This is a genomic window from Streptomyces sp. NPDC058246 (genome assembly GCF_042881985.1).
Lineage (GTDB): Bacteria > Actinomycetota > Actinomycetes > Streptomycetales > Streptomycetaceae > Streptomyces.
In genome coordinates, this window is record NZ_JBHVWZ010000017.1 from 72,453 (window position 1) to 88,827 (window position 16,375).

At 69.1% G+C, this 16,375-nt stretch carries 13 protein-coding genes; 5 read left to right on the plus strand and 8 right to left on the minus strand.

Annotated elements, in window-relative coordinates:
- Window positions 1–97: 97 nt before the first annotated feature.
- From ACFVXA_RS24265 to ACFVXA_RS24275, 3 genes are all read right to left on the minus strand, one after another.
- Window positions 98–2,197, minus strand: a complete 2,100-nt coding sequence (locus tag ACFVXA_RS24265) for a SpoIIE family protein phosphatase (protein WP_383742132.1) — start codon at window positions 2,195–2,197, stop codon at window positions 98–100.
- A 285-nt stretch (window positions 2,198–2,482) separates the two neighbouring features.
- The gene (locus ACFVXA_RS24270) at window positions 2,483–3,385 is read right to left on the minus strand and encodes an NmrA family NAD(P)-binding protein (protein WP_362031388.1); all 903 of its coding nucleotides are present in this window, start codon (window positions 3,383–3,385) and stop codon (window positions 2,483–2,485) included.
- 199 nt (window positions 3,386–3,584) lie between these two features.
- On the minus strand, window positions 3,585–5,231 hold the full coding sequence (locus ACFVXA_RS24275; protein ID WP_383742127.1) for an MFS transporter: 1,647 nt from the start codon (window positions 5,229–5,231) through the stop codon (window positions 3,585–3,587).
- Window positions 5,232–5,424: 193 nt separating this feature from the next.
- Between ACFVXA_RS24275 and ACFVXA_RS24280 the strand changes: the two genes are divergently transcribed.
- The 3 genes from ACFVXA_RS24280 (at window position 5,425) to ACFVXA_RS24290 (ending at window position 7,830) form a co-directional block, all read left to right on the plus strand.
- A complete protein-coding gene (locus ACFVXA_RS24280) occupies window positions 5,425–6,021 on the plus strand; it encodes a TetR/AcrR family transcriptional regulator (protein ID WP_383742123.1) in 597 nt (198 codons plus the stop codon).
- A gap of 349 nt (window positions 6,022–6,370) precedes the next feature.
- Window positions 6,371–7,090, plus strand: a complete 720-nt coding sequence (locus tag ACFVXA_RS24285; protein WP_383742122.1) for a DinB family protein — start codon at window positions 6,371–6,373, stop codon at window positions 7,088–7,090.
- 251 nt (window positions 7,091–7,341) lie between these two features.
- The gene (locus ACFVXA_RS24290; protein WP_389748730.1) at window positions 7,342–7,830 is read left to right on the plus strand and encodes a hypothetical protein; all 489 of its coding nucleotides are present in this window, start codon (window positions 7,342–7,344) and stop codon (window positions 7,828–7,830) included.
- 384 nt (window positions 7,831–8,214) lie between these two features.
- On the opposite strand, the gene ACFVXA_RS24295 is transcribed toward ACFVXA_RS24290, so the two are convergent.
- Together ACFVXA_RS24295 and ACFVXA_RS24300 are read right to left on the minus strand one after the other, a co-directional pair.
- A complete protein-coding gene (locus ACFVXA_RS24295; RefSeq protein ID WP_383742116.1) occupies window positions 8,215–9,921 on the minus strand; it encodes an MFS transporter in 1,707 nt (568 codons plus the stop codon).
- 306 nt (window positions 9,922–10,227) lie between these two features.
- A complete protein-coding gene (locus ACFVXA_RS24300; protein ID WP_390026563.1) occupies window positions 10,228–11,154 on the minus strand; it encodes a LysR family transcriptional regulator in 927 nt (308 codons plus the stop codon).
- A 134-nt stretch (window positions 11,155–11,288) separates the two neighbouring features.
- Here ACFVXA_RS24300 and ACFVXA_RS24305 point away from each other — a divergent pair, with 134 nt between their 5' ends.
- Together ACFVXA_RS24305 and ACFVXA_RS24310 are read left to right on the plus strand one after the other, a co-directional pair.
- Entirely contained in the window at window positions 11,289–12,533 is a 1,245-nt protein-coding gene (locus ACFVXA_RS24305) for an MFS transporter (RefSeq protein ID WP_383742111.1), read from the plus strand.
- Between the two features lie 295 nt (window positions 12,534–12,828).
- A complete protein-coding gene (locus ACFVXA_RS24310; protein WP_390026566.1) occupies window positions 12,829–13,086 on the plus strand; it encodes a hypothetical protein in 258 nt (85 codons plus the stop codon).
- 112 nt (window positions 13,087–13,198) lie between these two features.
- Here ACFVXA_RS24310 and ACFVXA_RS24315 read toward each other — a convergent pair whose 3' ends face one another.
- The 3 genes from ACFVXA_RS24315 to ACFVXA_RS24325 all read right to left on the minus strand — a co-directional run bounded on the left by ACFVXA_RS24315 (window position 13,199) and on the right by ACFVXA_RS24325 (window position 16,371).
- Complete coding sequence (locus ACFVXA_RS24315) at window positions 13,199–14,695, minus strand: dihydrolipoyl dehydrogenase family protein (protein ID WP_390026569.1); 1,497 nt, start codon at window positions 14,693–14,695, stop codon at window positions 13,199–13,201.
- 120 nt (window positions 14,696–14,815) lie between these two features.
- On the minus strand, window positions 14,816–15,598 hold the full coding sequence (locus ACFVXA_RS24320) for a maleylpyruvate isomerase family mycothiol-dependent enzyme (RefSeq protein WP_390026571.1): 783 nt from the start codon (window positions 15,596–15,598) through the stop codon (window positions 14,816–14,818).
- Complete coding sequence (locus tag ACFVXA_RS24325) at window positions 15,595–16,371, minus strand: enoyl-CoA hydratase/isomerase family protein (RefSeq protein ID WP_390026574.1); 777 nt, start codon at window positions 16,369–16,371, stop codon at window positions 15,595–15,597. The genes ACFVXA_RS24320 and ACFVXA_RS24325 overlap by 4 nt, the downstream gene beginning before the upstream one ends.
- Window positions 16,372–16,375 lie beyond the last annotated feature (4 nt).

The window sequence follows — 16,375 nt, forward strand, 5'->3', positions numbered from 1 at the left end:
GAGGACGAGCGGATATGCGGCCAGGGCTTGCCCCGGACGTCGTACAGTCCCTTGGAGACGCCTCAAGAAGTCCCCGACCATGGGCGTGTTACGCGTGCTATGGCCGCTGTTCGGACCGGCCCGCTGTGGGTGCAGGCGGTAGAGTCTGCTCGGCCCACACGGTTTTGCCGCCCGGTGTATAGCGGACGCCCCAGTTGTGGGCGACGTGGGCGACTATGAACAGGCCACGTCCGCCTTCGTCGACCGTCTTGGCATGGCGCAATCGCGGTGCGCTGTAACTGCTGTCGTCGGCCTCGCAGGTGAGCGCTCGGTCCTTGATGAGCCGCAGCTGCAGGGGCGGAGCGCCGTAGCGGACGGCGTTGGTGACCAGTTCGCTGACGATCATTTCAGCGGTGTAGGCGGTTTCCTCATCCACTTCCCAGAGGCTCAGTTGGCGTTGTGTATGGGTACGCGCCGCGGCGGCAGCCTCGGGGCCGTGGTCCAGATGCCACGTGGCGACCTGCTCGGCGGGGAATGGGCGGGTGCGGGCGAGGAGGAGGATGGCGTCGCCCTGGTGGGTGTCGCTCCGCAGCCGGTACAGGGCGTCATCGCACAGATCCTGCAGGGGCCGTTCAGGGTGGGTCAGCACCTGCTGGAGGAGATCCGGGGAGGCTGGGGCAGCGGACGGGGAGGTGGACAGGATGGATTCGGTGTAGAAGGCCAGGATGCTGCCGTCTGCGACAGTGACGGTCGCGGCGGCGAAGGGTGGTCCCTCGGCACTTCCCAGGGGAGGTCCGGCGGGCAGGTCGGGGATATCGGTGGTTCCGTCGGGATGGGCGAGGACGGGCGAGGGGGTGCCGGCCCTGGCGATGGTGTACGTCTGGGTGAGCGGGTTGTAGACCGCATACACGCAGCTTGCGGTAAGCGGCTGCCGGGGCATGGGGTCGTCGGTCGGGAGAGCTGCGCGTTCCTGGGCCAGGCGTATAGCGGTGTCATTGAGGCGCGCGAGGAGCTCGTCGGGTTCGAGGTCGAGTGTGGCCAGGGAGTGGATGACGGTCCGTAGCTGTCCCATGGTGGTGGCCGCGTGGATGCCCTGGCCGGTGGTAGTGCCGACCACCAGTGCCGTGCGAGCACTGGACAGGGCGAATGTGTCGAACCAGCCGCCTCCGCCCGCCTCGGACTGCAAGTGCAGGTGGGCTGTTTCCACGGCGGTCTGCGCCGCGGCCGAGGGAGGCAGCAGGCGGCGCTGTACCGTCGATGCGATGGTGTGTTCGCGGGTGTAGCGGCGGGCGTTGTCGATGGACAGTGCCGTGTGGGCCGCCAGTTCGAGGGCGAGGGCGACGTCGTCCCTGTTGTAGAGGTCGGCTTGGCCGGTGCGGTACAGGCACAGCAGGCCGAGTACGGTGCCGCGGAGAGTCAGGGGTGTGGTGATGAGCGTGCGGGCAGCGGATGCGCGGATCGCCTTGGCGCGTTGCGGGTCCGCTGCCAGCCACGGCGTGTCGGGACCCAAGGTCACGAGGCGGGGCTTGAGGTCGACCAGGGCTTGGGCGTAGGGAGTCGGAAACGGCAAGGCCCGCACGTCGCCCACCGGATGTGCCTGAACCTGCTCCTCACCGCCGCTGTGTCCGAAGGCGACACGGCGCAGCGGCACCTCTCGGCCCAAAGGGCTCAGCGGAGGGTCATCGCCGCGCACCACGGCGTCCACCACGTCCACCACGGCGATGTCAGCGAAGTCCGGCACCAGGGCCTGCACCAGTGCCTGGCAGGCGGCCACTACGTCGAGCGTCCGTCCCACGTCGCGCACCGAGTCGAGGACACGCAGGACCTTTTCGCGTTCGGTCATGTCGTGCAGCGCCGCCAACACTCCCAAGATCGTCCCTTGCGGATCCTCCAGGCGATACGACGAGACGGAGAACAGGTACTCCGGCGCCGTGGCCTTTGCACGGACCCGCACCAGTCGTTCCAGGGGTGTGCCGCTCTCAAGCACGCTGCGCAGCGCCGCCTCCACATCACCGGGCGCGGAGAAGTCGTACACATCAGTGAGGCGGCGGCCCAGGAACCGCTCAGGGGGCACGTCGTGCAGGAACGTCGTGGGAACGTTGACGCGCAGAAGCCGCAGCTCCGTGTCGAGGATCAGCAGGTGTGCCGGGGACTGGTTGAACAGCGCTTCCAGTACTGCACTACCCAGGCTGGGCGAGATGGCTTCGCTTTGCGCCACGGCAACCCACCTCCACCATCCAGCCTGCTCTTAGCTCCTACGCAGCGCACCTCGCCTCGCAAGAGTCGTACTTCCGGTCCGGGATCGTGACGCACACGCCGGGCGCGCAGTTCGGCCTCGGCCCGCGAGAGCTGTGCGGAGAAGTACACGACCTCATGCCCCTGAGCGTCCCGGAGATCCGCCGACTGATGGGCCACGTCGTGGTCTCGCCCCGCCACAGAGCAACGATCACCCTCTGCACTGGGCACGACACGGCCAACACGCGCCGGCCTTGGCCGGGGCGGCTCAGCCCAGGTAGAAGTCCCTGCGGGCGGCCACGAATGCCTCGATCGACTGGGCGGGGATGCCCGTCACGCGCTCGACGCCGTCGGCCGTGCGGTCGTAACGGTTGTCCCGGTGCAGCTGCGCCATGGTGGCGACGTGCTGTTCGAGGTGCGGCGGCATCCCCAGCTTCGGGAGCTGCGCCTCCCACCGGTCCAGCGGCATGTCCACGTAGGACACCGGCCGGCCCAGCGCCCTGGAGAATTCCGCGGCCAGCTCCGTGATGTCGACCGAGCGCGGCCCGGTCAGCTCGTAGACCTGCCCGACGTGCGGAGCCGGGTCGCGGAGCACGGTGGCGATGACCCGGGCGACGTCGTCCACGGCGACCGGCGAGGTGCGTCCGGTGCCGAACGGCAGCGCGATCGTGCCGTTCTCCTGAATCGACCGCGCCGCCATCGTGGTGAACAGAGGAGTGTCCAGGAAGGCCGTCGGCCGGATGTGCACCACCGGCAGCCCCGACCAGTCGAACACCTGCTCTGCCAGCCAGTGCAGCCGCTGCTGGTGCGACTCCGCGGTGCTGGTGGCGGTCATCTGCGACACCGTCATCTGCGACAGGTCTACCAGCGCCTCCAGACTGCCGTACTCCCTCGCAACGGAGGCCACCACGGTAGCCGCCAGCAGGTGGTCCGGCGACACGCGCATCGCGAAGTACATCCGCGCCACGCCTTGCAGCGCGGCCGCTACCGTCTCGGGCCGGGTCAGGTCACCAAGGACGACCTCCGCGCCGAGCGCCCGCAGCTCAGCCGCACGCTCGTCCTCGCGACGGACCATGAAACGCACCGGCACATCCTGAGCACGCAATTGCTCGAAGACCGTACGGCCCACGCCGCCGGCACCGGGGATCAGAACCAGGTCGTCGGCAATCATCAGTCGATCTCCTTCGGAGTAATGGAATATCTGCGTTGAGGTGTGATCAGAGCGTCAGCGGTGCTGTCGGCAATGCGTTCGCCGCGGTGATGTCACCACTGATCCAGGTGGCGAATTCAATGTTGGCGGTGGCGGCGGCACTGCGGGGACGTCCCCGGCGGGCGGTCGTCTCCGGTTGTCTCGCGGGAATGGTTTGTGATCACCGTTGGGCTCGGACGGTCTGGCGTGGTGACTTGTCACCGTCGGCTGCTACGACCGCGTCCTTGCCCGGCAGGAAGACCAGCACGACGACCGCGCCGACCAGGGCGACGGCCGCCGACCCTATTGCGGTGATGTGCATGGCATGGATGAAGGCATCGTTCGCGGCCCGCACCAGGGCCCTGCCGGACGGTCCCAGCTTTTCGGCGACGGCCAGGGTCGCCTGGACGGATTCACCTGCGGCGTGGCGGTCGGAGGTGGGCAGTACGCCCAGGTGGCCGCCGATGCCGTTGCGGTAGGTGGTGGACAGCAGCGACCCCAGCACGGCGACTCCCATGGCCCCGCCGACCTGTCGGAAGGTGTTGTTGACCGCGGATCCGGAGCCGGCCTTCTCCCGGGGCATCGACGACATGATCATGACGGTGGCGGGCGGCATCACGTGGGCCATCCCCGTGCCCATCAGGATGAACAGCACCTCCAGCATCCAGATGGGGGTGTCCTGGCCGAGCAGCAGGAAGCCGGCGAAGGCCACGGCGGTCAGGACGAGGCCTGTGGCGCACACGGCTCGGGCACCGAACCGGTTGACGACCAGCCGGGCACGCGGAGCGAAGAACATCTGGGAGCCGGCCAGCGGCAGCACGAGCAGACCGGACTGCAGGACGCTGTAGCCCCGAACGCTCTGGTTGTAGAAGACGCTGAAGAACGTGACGCCCATGAGGGCGAAGAAGACCAGGCCGATGGCGGCGACCGACGCGGAGAACCGCCGGTTGCGGAAGTAGGTGACGTCGAGGGCCGGATGGTCGCTGCGGGCCTCGTACAGCACGAAGCCGACGAGGACCGCCAGGCCGCCGAGGATCGTCGCCCAGGACTGGGGCCGGGTGAAGTCGCCCAACTGACCGCCCTTGATGATGCCGTAGACCAGCAGCGCCAGACCGACGATCGACAGCAGCACACCGAACAGGTCGAGCCTGCCGGGCCTGGGGTCCGTGGAGTCGGGAACGATCACGGCCATCGCGGCTATCGCGGCGACCACGATCGGCACATTGACCAGGAAGACCGAGCCCCACCAGAAATGCTCCAGCAGAACGCCGCCGGCGATGGGGCCGGCGGCGATGGCGAAACCCACCACACCGGTCCAGATGCCGATGGCCTTGGGCTGCTCCTCGCGCTCGAAAACGTTCATGATGATGGCGAGAGTGGCGGGCAGGATGAAGGCGCCACCGAAGCCCATCACGGCCCGGAAGGCGATGAGCTGCCCGGAGGAGTCCGACAGCGCGGACAGGGCGGATCCCACGCCGAACATCAGCATGCCGAAGAGCAGCACCTTCTTGCGGCCGAGCCGGTCACCGAGCAGGCCAGCGGTGAAGAGCAGTCCGGCGAAGGCCAGCGTGTAGGAGTTGACCGCCCACTCCAGCTGGCTCTGGGTGGAGCCGAGTCCGGTGGGAGCGGGCTGGGCGATGGTCTTCATCGCCACGTTGAGGATCGAGTTGTCCAGCATCACCACCAGGAGGCTGAACGCGAGCACGGTCAGGATGGCCCAGCGTCGGCGGTGGACCGCCTCGGAGACGCTTCGTCGCTGGGCGGGCGGCACGGGTGGTGTGGACGCCGCGGGCGTCGAGGAATCGGTGGGGGTGGGTGGTGATGCCACAGGGGGTCTCCAGTGCTGTCGGTGGTTCTGCGCTTGCGTGGCGGAGCCCTGCGGCCTCGGACGGTGGGAGGCAGCGCGCGAGGTCCTGTTCGACCTGCCGGGTGATCTCGTCGACCTCAAATAGATGTCGCTAGCAATCTAAATGGTGGCTAGGATAGATGGCAAGTGACATCCATCTGGGGAGAGTGATTCCATGGGCCGCGTGTCCCGGGCGCAAGCACAGGAGAACCGGCAGCGCGTCGTAGCCACCGCCTCCCGGATGTTCCGCGAGAAGGGCACCGCGGTCAGCATCGCCGACCTGATGAAGGCCGCCGGGCTCACCCATGGCGGGTTCCACAAGCAGTTCGCCTCCAAGGAGGACCTGGTCGACGAGGCCATCGCGCACGCCTTCGCCGAGCAGGCTGCACACTCGGCGGTGGCGCTCGAGGAGCACGCCGGGGAACACGAGGCCGCCCGCCGGACGCTGATCGAGGACTACCTCTCGGTCTGGCACCGCGATCACGCCGGGGAGGGCTGCCCCGTCTCCGGATTCGCCGCCGACCTGGGGCGCGAGCCCGACCAGGCCGCCCGCGCCCATCACGTCTACATCAACGGGGTACGGAACCGCGCCGCTCGGCTGGCCACCGGCGACGACGACGGCATGGCCCAGCTCTGCACCATGGTCGGTGCCCTCGTCCTCGCCCGCGCCACCCGGGGCAACCCGCTCTCCGAAGAACTGCTGCAGGCCGCGCGCACGGCTCTCATCGAGAGCGGCACCGGGCAGTCCGAACCGCGGCAGTGCATGGACTGACCGGGGGTCGGCCGACGGCACCGGCGGCCGCCCGGGCCCGGCTGCACGGCCGCCCGGGCCCGCAGGTCGGCTCCAGGCCGGGCCCGACCGTCAGGTCCCGGCCCACGGCCTTCTTCAGCAGCCCGATCAGTCGACGGGCCGACGGTACGGCGTCGAACGCCAGTGGGCCTTTTCCAACCTCGGGTTGAGTGGGTCGCGTCGAGGGTCCGGACGGACTGAACGGGTGCGGTGATGCGGGTCGTGTTGCACAGGTTCGGTGGTGAGAAAATCAGTCGCGCCCCGGGAGGTGGACCGTTAGCTTCCCTCGGAACGCAGCGAGTAAGAGCCGCGACGGCGATGAGAGCCAGGCATGGAGGCTGAGGGCGTGCGGACCGACCGTTTGGGCTTGCTGATCGACCAGTTCGACCTCGCCAGGGAGATGGCCCAGGTGCGGCTGACGGGGCTCGGCGACGAGGAGTACCTGTGGGAGCCGGTGCCCGATTGCTGGTCGATCCGGCGCCGGGGCGAGGCGACGACGCCCCGGGCGTTCGGGCCGGGCGAGTGGGTGCTCGACCAGGGCGAACCGCAGATCCCGGCAAACGAGTACGCCGAGGTCGCCCGGCAGGCCGCCGGCGGCATGACAGTCGCCAAGATCGCCGACGACTGGAGCGTGAGCGTCGAGCGGGTCGAGCAGATCCTCGCCCACACCGGCCCGCCGGAGCCCGACGAGGCGCCGGTCACCACCATCGCGTGGCGGCTGGGGCACCTGCACTTCTGCTTCGCGGGCCAATGGGAGTGGACCTTCGGCGGACGGCGGCAGGAGCCGAAGCTGCTGGTCGACTTCACGCCCTCCGCCGCCGTGGCGGTCGAGCGGTTCTTGGCGCTGATCGACCGCTGGCGCGACAGCGTCGCCGCCATCACCGACGAGGAGCTCGACACGATCGGCTTCTCGCAGTACCCGTACGGCTCCGACCCCGACGACCCATACGTTGCCGTGCTGTCGGGGTCCAACCTCGAATTCATCCACCACATGGCCGAGATCGCACTGCTCCGCGACCTCTGGCGGGCCCGCTTCACCACTCCCGGGTAGGCCCGGGCCGCGCCGCGACGGAGTTCAACGGCGCTCTTCGATCCGCACGCCGGTAAGCCGTTGCAACCTGCGGTGTGATGAGGGCTGTTGATCCGACAGGGAGACGAAGCCCTTGGTAGAGCCCTTGGTAGATGGGTCTTCGCCCAAGGGAACCATCGCTGATCGAGCCGGTGCTGCCGAACTGGCCGCGGGTAGGCTTCCGTCCCGAATCCGGGGTCGACCTGGTAGAAACGCTTCGAAGGGGGAGGCACATGGGCGGCTTCAAGTGTGGGTGCGGCAACACCTTCAGCGGTTCCCACAACCCGGGTCAGCAGTTCCGGCTCGTCCCTGACGAGCTCTTCGACCAGATCGCCTGGCCTGCTCCTGCCGATCTCGACACCCAGGAGCGGCAGCGTGCCGTGGAAGCGTCGTTCTCTTCCCTGTACGTCTGTGGCAACTGCGGGCGGCTTCACCAGGATGGCGAGAGCGGATCGATCATCTCGTACGTCGCCGATGTCTCCCTGCCCCGCATCTGGGCCGACTTCGCCCTGCGGGATGGGATCGGTCGAATCCTCCTCCGCCTGGACAGGAGCCTTGCTGACATCCGCCGCCAGAAGCTTCTCCTCAACCCGCCTTTGCCCGTGGTCCTCTATGGCGAATCGGGTGCTGAGGCGTTGGGAGAGGCGGAGTTCGGCCTGGACGCTTCCGGCGGCTACGACGAAACGATGTGGGCGGTCAGGCTGGAGGATCGGTCCGTCTGAGGTTTCGATGGCGTGCTCGCGGCTGGGCATGTGGGCCCGCATCACGATCACGGGCGGGTCTTCTTGAGGCGTCTCCAGCAGATGAGGTCGCAGGCAAGGGAGACTAAGGCGTCGTGTGGTCGAGGAGTCGTTCCCGGCGCACGAGCCGGGGCGAATGCTGCCTCATGGCTTCTTCCTTGCTCACGGCCCTCGGCTTCCTTTCAGCCGGCGGGAAGCCGATCGTGCCACGACCGGGTCGCCGTTCCGTCACCGAGTTCTCTGGACGCCCGCAGGGGCGTCCCACTGATCACGTCGCCAGAAGAAACGTACTGGCGCAGCCGCTGTGGTCACCATCGCTGCAGCGTGGGGGAACAGCCCACGCTGCAGCGATGGTTGCTGCTTCGGTCAAGCGTCGCTCGAAGCGAGCGCGGCCAGTTCACGGTCGACGGCGTCCTGGTGGGCCTCGGCGTCCTCGCGGGCCTTCTTCGGGCTCCAGCGGCCGGCCATCACGAACACGAAGGGCAGGAAGAGGACTTGCCCGCCCACGCAGATCCACCACCAGGTGCGCCATTCTCCCGGGCCGTCCTTCGCGGCCTTCTGCACCCTCGGCCCGTACTCCTGGAGCACCTTGAGTTGCGGCTGGGCCTTCTGTACAACGGCCAGGTCGGCGGGGCCGACCTCCTTGACCGCGCGGGCGGCGAGGTCGGGGGGCGTGGTGGACGGGGTGTACTTGCCCAGTTCGGCGAAGAGTTGGGGGTGGGCGCCGACGATGGCCAACGCGGGGGCGGCCTGCTTCTGCGCGGTCACCACCTCGGTGCCGTGTTCGACGAGGGGGGTGACCGAGGTGACGAGCACCGGGATGAACGCCGCGGACACGGCGACCACGATCCGTACCGTCCACCCCCAGACCGCGAGGCCGGCGGCGGTCGCGGCCGGGTTGCGCTTCTCCACCGTCTCGGTGAAGCTCGCCATCCACGGGGCGTAGGCGACTCCGCTGAACACGCCGATCGCGATGAACAGCCAGGCAAAGGTGTAGTAGCCGGTCGTCGCGTGGGTGGCCAGGGAAGCGAAGACCGCGGTAGCCACAATGGCACCGACCCCGCCGATGATCATGAAGGGCTTGCGCACCAGCAGCCGGTCCGAAAGCAGGCCGGCCGCGATCAGCGCAAGGGCGTTCGCGGCCCAATACCAGTTGGCCAGGCCGTTGGTGCGCTGCTCGCTGTATCCGAAGGTGGTCGAGAAGTAGACGACGAAGTTGCCGACCGCCGCGTAGTAGAGCAGGAGGAAGATCGCGATCGCGAAGGCCGAGCCGAGGATGTCCAGGCGCATCATCTGACGCCACTCCCCCCGCCGTACCGCCTCCGTGTCCAGTCCCTTGGCGCGCGCCTCGACCAGGGCCCGGTCCCGCAGGCTCACCATGATCTGGTCACGCAGCCCCGGCGACAGCTCCCGCAGGGCGAACAGCGCGACGACGAACACGATCAGCCCGGCCGCCCCGGAGTAGCGCACCTCGTCCTCCCAGGTGGCGGAGGAGAGCGTGCTGCTGGTCACCGATGTGACGACCAGGCTGCCGATGACCGGGCCCATCGTCCAGTAGCCCATCGCGGTGGCGCGGCCGAGTTGCGGCGAGAAGTCCCTGATCAGTGCCGGAGTCGCGACCAGCACGATCCCCTCGATGATGCTCACAAGGGCGAACAGCACCAAGTACGTCGTCTTGTCGGCCGCGTTGGGCAGTCCGAAGAAGACCAGGAGTGCGGCGACCAGCAGTCCGTAGACCACGAGGTTCGCCCGCCCCCAGCGGTCCGCGAGGCCGGCCACGAGTGAGGCGAAGGCCCCGAGCGCGTTGCCGATGACGGAGACCCACACGAAGTAGCGGTAGGTCATGTCGAAGTGCGTGATGATCGACGTCGCCACCGCGTACTGGATGTAGAGCATGTAGTAGAGCACGACGGTCGTGACCACCACGATCGCCAGGTACGTCATGCGTCGCCCGGTGGCCGGATATTCCGCCAGGTCGCGGCGGTACAGCCGGGTGAGCGAGCCGTGAGTGCCGGCGCCGGGCGCATCGGCACCGGGGCGTCTCGCGTCGAATGGTGCGGAGGCGGAGGGCATACGACTCCTTCTGCAAGGGCTGGGGACAGAGGCAGGCCGAGGGAGGCCGGGCTGGGGGCTGCCTCCGCTCGAGCGGAGGCTAGTACCGACTGGTCGGTACGGCTAGATGTGTGACACGGCTTCCCTCGGGAACGAGGAGCGGCCGCGGGCAGGCGGGCGCGGAATTGGCGAAGTCCTGCCCGCCCACCGTCGTCGTGCCGGCTCGCTACGGCTTCCGCAGCCCCAGCCCGGTCGACGCCACCGGAGGCCGGACGTTCTCTCGGCTCACCATGTTGTCGGCGCTGGGCAACGCCGTGGTCCCGCTCGCTACGCCCAGGTCGGTGTCCAGGTCCCGGCGCCCGTGTGGTCGAACCGCCCGGAGCAGAGATGGTCGCGGAGCGCGGCAAGCGCCGGGTGCGGATTGTCGCGGTGCCATACCAGTGAGTGCGGGTAGACCGGCGCCGGATCCCGCACGGGGATGCGCCGCAGGCCGTGGTCGGCGGGCCAGACGAGGCGTGTCTGCTCGCCGACGAAGGTCGCCAGTGAGCGGGAGTCGGCGATGGTGTCCAGCAGGGGCTCGGTGCCGAAGTCGGGGCCGGTGATCTCGATGGTGAGCCCGAATGCGGCGGCGAGGGCATCGTAGTAGGCGGCCCACTCGGTTCCGGGAACGAGGCCGGGCATCCAGATCCGGTGTCCGGCAAGCTCGGTGGGCGTGACCGTACGGGCGGACGCGAGCTCGTGGGCCGGTCCGGTGAGAAGCTGTACGGGCTCGTCGAAGGCCCGGGCGGCCTCGATGTCGTCGGGGAGCTGCCGGCCGGGCATGGTGACGGCGCGGAAGGACGCGTCGATCGTGCCGGACTGGATGGCGTCGATGGCGGCGTCGGCGTCGAAGAGGGTCACGACATCGAGTTCGACCTCGGGATGCGCGCGATGGAAGTCGCCCAGCACGGCAGCCGGGGCGAGTCGTCGGCCGATCACGTCGACGCGCAGCGCTCGGCGACCGGGACGCACGGAAGCGACTGCCCGCTCCTCGGCTCGCAGGAGATCGCGGGCGTGGGGCAGGAACGCCTGCCCGTCGATGGTGGGCTTCGCTCCGCGCGCGGTGCGGGTGAACAGCCGCACGCCGAGGATCTTCTCCAGCGTGGCGATGCGTTTGGAGACGGCCTGCTGGGTGATCGACAATTCGGCGGCGGCATCTTGGAATCGCCCCGCCTCCGCGGCGGCCACGAAGGTGCGCACAGCATCGAGATCCACGCCGACCAGGCTATCTGCACAACGATCGGTTGTGCTTTCCTGGCTCATCGGTTGTTTGATCTCGCCATCTGCTACTCGCTTTGATGCCGATGGTCAGCGTGTGGTTGTGCAGATCGGCGAGAGGTGCGTTGGGTATGGCGGGTAGGCGGGGGCTGGGGCGGCGGTTCGGGTGGCTGTGGGCGTCGTATGCGGTCAGCGCGTACGGGACAGGGTTCGGGTTCGGTGCGTTTCCCCTGATCGCGGTCCTCGTGCTGCACTCCGGGCCGACCCAGGTGGCGGCGCTGGCGGCCGCGGGGCGGGCCGTGGGCGCCGTGGTGGCGGTGCCGCTCGGCCCGTGGGTGGAGTTCCGCCGTAAACGGCCGGTCATGGTGGCGATGGACCTGACCCGGTTCGCGGCGTTGATGAGCGTGCCCGTCGCGTTCGCACTCGGGGGACTGAGCTTCGCCCAACTCCTCGTTGTTTCCGTCGTCGTCGCCGCGGCCAACATCGCTTTCAACGCGGCCGGCGGTGCGTATCTGAAGGCGCTCGTGCCGCCGGAGGACCTACTCGTCGCGAACAGCCGGTTCGAGTCCACGACGTGGACCGCGACCACGGTCGGACCACCGCTCGGAGGGGCCGCGATCGGGCTGTTCGGCCCGGTGACCACCGTGGTCGCCGATGCGGTCAGCTACCTGCTCTCGGCGCTGGGCATCCGCGCCATCGGCGGGACGGAACCGCGCGCCGAGCGGGTCGGTGCACCGCGAATGCGAGCAGGTGATCTGCTCGAAGGATGGCGCCACATCCTCACCCACCCCGGGCTGCGCCCGTTGTTCTTCAACTCGATCGTGGTCAACGGCCTGATCATGGCCTCCGAGCCGCTGCTCGCCGTACTCCTGCTGGGCCGCCTCGGGTTCGCACCTTGGCAGTACGGTCTCGTGTTCGCGGCCCCTTGCGTCGGTGGCCTCGTCGGCTCACGCCTCGCGCGCCCACTCGCGGCGCGGTACGGGCAGCACAAAGTGCTCCTTACCGCCGGGGTGCTGCGCGCGTGCTGGCCGGTCGGCTTGGCGTTCGTCAGGCCCGGGGTCCCCGGGATCGTACTCATCATCACCGTCCAACTCGGCCTGGTGACCTGCTGTGGCCTGTTCAATCCACTGCTGGCCACCTGCCGGCTCGACCACACCGACCCCGACCGGGTCGCCCGCACCCTGGCCGCGTGGTCGGTCAGCAGCAGCGCTGCCATCGCGGCCCTGACCGCCCTGTGGGGGGTGCTCGCCGCCATCACCAGCCCCCGCACCGCGATCGCAGCCGCCGGAGTCCTCCTCCTGGCCACCCCGCTGCTGCTCCCCCGCCGCGAGCACGCGCCCCAGAACACGAAGAACCAGGCCGCAAGCCTCACATGACACACCGCAGCTCGACTGTGTTCCGTGAAGTCGACGCAGTTGTCGACACAGCGTCTTTCGGTTGCCCTTGACGGCCCTTGACCCGGGCGACGTCGGGACGCACATCCAGGCGCGGCAGGACGAGGTCGCCAGGCTCGTGGGTTTCGCCGGCTCGAGCACCGACTGAGGGCTACCGGTTCTGACAGTGGGCGACAAGCCGCGGATGACACGATGACGGCCTTGGTTCACCAAAACCGTCGTTGCGGTGGGAAACTCCGGGGCATGTCGCGCCCGACGACCATGAAGAGGAGGTCGGATGGCCGAGGCACACGACATCGAGGCCGTCGTCTTCGACATCCTGGGAACGATGGTCGACGAGCCAGGCGGACTCCGAGCGGCCATTCGCGACGCGGTGCCCGCTTCCGACGATGCGTCTGTCGCCCGGCTGCTCACCGTGTGGCAAGAACTCCAGTCCAGGGAATCGCCGCGCGAGGCGCGTGAGTGCGGCAACGGAATCGTCCCACGATTTCAGGCGCTGACCCGCGGTGGCCAGTCGAGTTGGTCGCGGCGCTGACGGTGACGAAACACCGAAGGACTTGGCCGCAGCCGCACTGACAGCCGGCGCCGAGCCAGTTGGCGCCACCCCAGTGTGCAGAAGTCGCCGTAATCAATCTGTTGGGTGCGTGCTACCCCTTGTACGCCTTCAGCATGAACAGCCAGATTTCGCTGACGGTCGGGAAGCAGGCGACGGCGTGCCTCAGTCGTTTGAGGGGGATCTCCCCCGCGACGGCGATGGTGGCGGAGTGCAGGAGTTCGCTGACGCCCGGACCGACGAAGGTCACCCCGAGGAGGATTTCGCGGTCGAGGTCGACGACCATGCGGGCTTGGCCCCGGTAGCCGTCGGCGTACAGGTTCGCCCCTTGGGCCTGGGCGAAGTCCACGTCGACCACGGTGATGCGGTGGCCGGCCCTGGTGGCCTGTTCGGCCGACAGGCCTACGGCGGCCGCTTCGGGGTCGGAGAAGAACACCTGCGGAACCGCGTGCTGGTCGGCCGTGGTGGCGTGGTCGCCCCAGGGTCCGTTGTCGAGCGGCAGTCCCTTGGCGCGGGCGCCGATCGCGTCGCCCGCGGTCCGCGCCTGGTACTTGCCCTGGTGGGTGAGCAGCGCGCGGTGGTTGACGTCGCCGAGGCCGTACAGCCAGGTGCCCTCGACTTCACGCACCAGGCAGGTCTCGTCGACGTCCAGCCATGATCCGGGGGTAAGGCCCACGGTTTCCAGGCCGATGTCGTCGGTGCGCGGCGCCCGCCCGGTGGCGAACATGACCTCGTCGGCCTCCAGGTGTGTTCCGTCGTCGAGGGTCAGGGTGACGGGGCCGCCCGGCTCGGGTCGGCGCAGCCCGGTCACCGAGACGCCGATGCGCACGTCCGCGCCCGCTTCGGTGAGCCCTTGCGCGACCATGTCGCCGACGAAGGGCTCCATCCGGGGCAGGAGCGGGCGGCGGGCCAGCAGGGTGACCTGGGCGCCGAGGCCCTGCCACAAGGTCGCCATCTCGACGCCCACTCCCCCGCCGCCGACGATGGCAAGCCGACCTGGCACGTGGCTGGAGTCGGTGCCCTCGCGGTTGGTCCAAGGGCGCGCTTCCTCGATACCCGGTACGTCGGGCAGCACGGGCCGGCTGCCGGTGGCTACCGCGACCGCGTGCCGTGCGGTGAGGGTGCGGCGCCCGCCGTCGGGCGAGGTGACACTCACCCGGCGTGGGCCGTCGATCCGACCCTGACCACGGAACAAGTCCGCGCCGATGGACTTGACCCAATTGGCCTGCCCGGAGTCGTCCCAGTCGGTGACGTAGCGATCGCGCCGCGCGAAGACCTCGGCCGTGTCGAGCCGTCCGGTGACCGCCTGGCGGGCACCGTCCACCCGGCGCGCGTCCGAGACCGCGATCACCGGCCGCAGCAGTGCCTTGCTGGGCACGCAGGCCCAGTACGAGCACTCCCCGCCCACCAGTTCACGCTCGACCACGGCGACGGTCAGACCTGCCGCGCGTGCGTGGTCGGCGGCGTTCTGGCCGACCGGACCGGCCCCGAGCACGATCACGTCGTAGATCTCTTCGGCAGGGGCTTCCGCAGCGCCTTCCGCAGTGTCTTTCGCGATGGCTTCTGGAATGTTTTCGGGTGAAGTGTTCATGATTCCTTCCTTCCTCTGGACGTTGCGACCCACTCCGGTCGGCGGTCGGCGGTCGGCGGTCGGCGGTCGGCGGCGGATCGAAAGCTCTTCTGCGGGCGGTGACGGCTCATCGGAGTCCGGTCAGATACCGGGGAAGAGCGTCCGCAGGTCGTCGAGGGTGATCGAGCCGGTGGCCGTCAGGGGGTCCGGGGGGCGATTGCGGCCGTAGATGAGCCGCAATACGGACTCTGCGGTGCCGGTCAGGAGGGCGGTGGGGTCGGTGGCAGGGGTGGGGTAGAGGTGGAGTTCGGTGTCGACGTCGAGGAACAGGGTCTGCTGAGGGTCGGTGAGCTGCACTTCGACGCGCTGCGGCGCGAGGCGGGTGAGGGCGTCGGCGTTACGGAAGCGGGTGGCCACCAGGTCGATCCGCTCCCAGAGCAGCACCACGTCGGGTACGGCGAGCACCGCTCGCTCGTCCAGCGCGACCATGATGTCCCAGGCGTGTACGGCCTGCTCCGACAGCCGGTATCCGGCGTATGACGCCAGATCGAGCAGGCCGGCGAAGTACGGGACGCTCAGGGACGTACGCTGCCCGGCGTCGAGCGAGTCAAGGAGCGCCAGATGGCGTTCGTCGGCCTCCAGCCACGCCGCGCGCTGCTCGATGGGGGACATCACGTCCCACCGTTCCCACACCGGCAGCAGCTCCTCGCGGACCGGGCCCCGCTCGTCTCCCTTGAGGCCTCGCTCCAGGAGCGTGGTGCAGATTTCCGCGCCGCTGCCCAGATGGGACAGCACCTGTCCGATCGTCCAGCCCGCGGCGAACGACGGCCCGGCGAGCCGGTCGGGGGGCAGATCGGCGACAGCGTGCCTCAGCCGTCGGGACGAGTCGTGCAGTGCGCCGGTCCAGCGGTCGGCGGCGGTCACGCTCCGTCCCCGTTTCGGTAAGCGAGGTCGGCGGCGGTGAGGCCCTCGAGAGCCATACCCAGCTGGGTGCCTTCGGCCATACGGCGGCTGATCCGCTGCCGCAGGGTGACGGCCAGATAGCGGGTGAGCAGCTGCGGCTTGGCGGCGAGCTGCTCGGCGAGGTCCTGGGCCCGGGGCAGCACCCGCTCCAGCGGCAGCACCTCGGCGACGGCGCCCCACTGTTCGGCCTGGGCGGCGGTGAAGGACCCCTGGGTGAGAGTGAGGTAGCGGGTGCGGTTGACGCCGATGGCCTCCTCCCAGGCGATCTGGATGCCGTCGCCGGGCACGATGCCGAAGGTCAGGTGGGGGAAGTCGGAGAAGACGGTGGTGTCCGCGGCCACGACGATGTCGGCCAGCAGCGCGTATTCGCTGTGCACGGACGCCGGGCCGTTGACGGCGGCGACGATCGGCATCTCCAGGTCGACAAGCCGCTGCATCACCCGGCGGCCCTCGGCGACGGTGCGATCCCACTGTGCGGGCTTGGTGATGTCTCCGAGGCTGGCGCCGTCGATCTCGGTCATGAAGCGGTCCCCGGTGCCGGTCAGCACCACGACCCGGTTGTCGCGGTCCTCGCCGATCTCGAACAGGGCGCGGGGAAGGTCGGTGTGCAGCTGTCCGGTGAAGGTGGCCGGTCCGCCGTCGGTGTGGAAGCGCAGGGTCAGCACTCCGGATTCCGTGCGGCTCAGGGCAATGTTCTTGAAGGCGGTGAAGTATTCAGGGGTTGCGCCGGTCATGGTC

Bases quoted from the DNA above. Each gene is read 5' to 3' on its own strand.
- ACFVXA_RS24270 (WP_362031388.1), bottom strand. From the start codon at position 3,385: ATGATTGCCGACGACCTGGTTCTGATCCCCGGTGCCGGCGGCGTGGGC.
- ACFVXA_RS24280 (WP_383742123.1), top strand. From the start codon at position 5,425: ATGGGCCGCGTGTCCCGGGCGCAAGCACAGGAGAACCGGCAGCGCGTC.
- ACFVXA_RS24285 (WP_383742122.1), top strand. From the start codon at position 6,371: ATGGAGGCTGAGGGCGTGCGGACCGACCGTTTGGGCTTGCTGATCGAC.
- ACFVXA_RS24290 (WP_389748730.1), top strand. From the start codon at position 7,342: ATGGGCGGCTTCAAGTGTGGGTGCGGCAACACCTTCAGCGGTTCCCAC.
- ACFVXA_RS24295 (WP_383742116.1), bottom strand. From the start codon at position 9,921: ATGCCCTCCGCCTCCGCACCATTCGACGCGAGACGCCCCGGTGCCGAT.
- ACFVXA_RS24305 (WP_383742111.1), top strand. From the start codon at position 11,289: ATGGCGGGTAGGCGGGGGCTGGGGCGGCGGTTCGGGTGGCTGTGGGCG.
- ACFVXA_RS24310 (WP_390026566.1), top strand. From the start codon at position 12,829: ATGGCCGAGGCACACGACATCGAGGCCGTCGTCTTCGACATCCTGGGA.
- ACFVXA_RS24315 (WP_390026569.1), bottom strand. From the start codon at position 14,695: ATGAACACTTCACCCGAAAACATTCCAGAAGCCATCGCGAAAGACACT.
- ACFVXA_RS24325 (WP_390026574.1), bottom strand. From the start codon at position 16,371: ATGACCGGCGCAACCCCTGAATACTTCACCGCCTTCAAGAACATTGCC.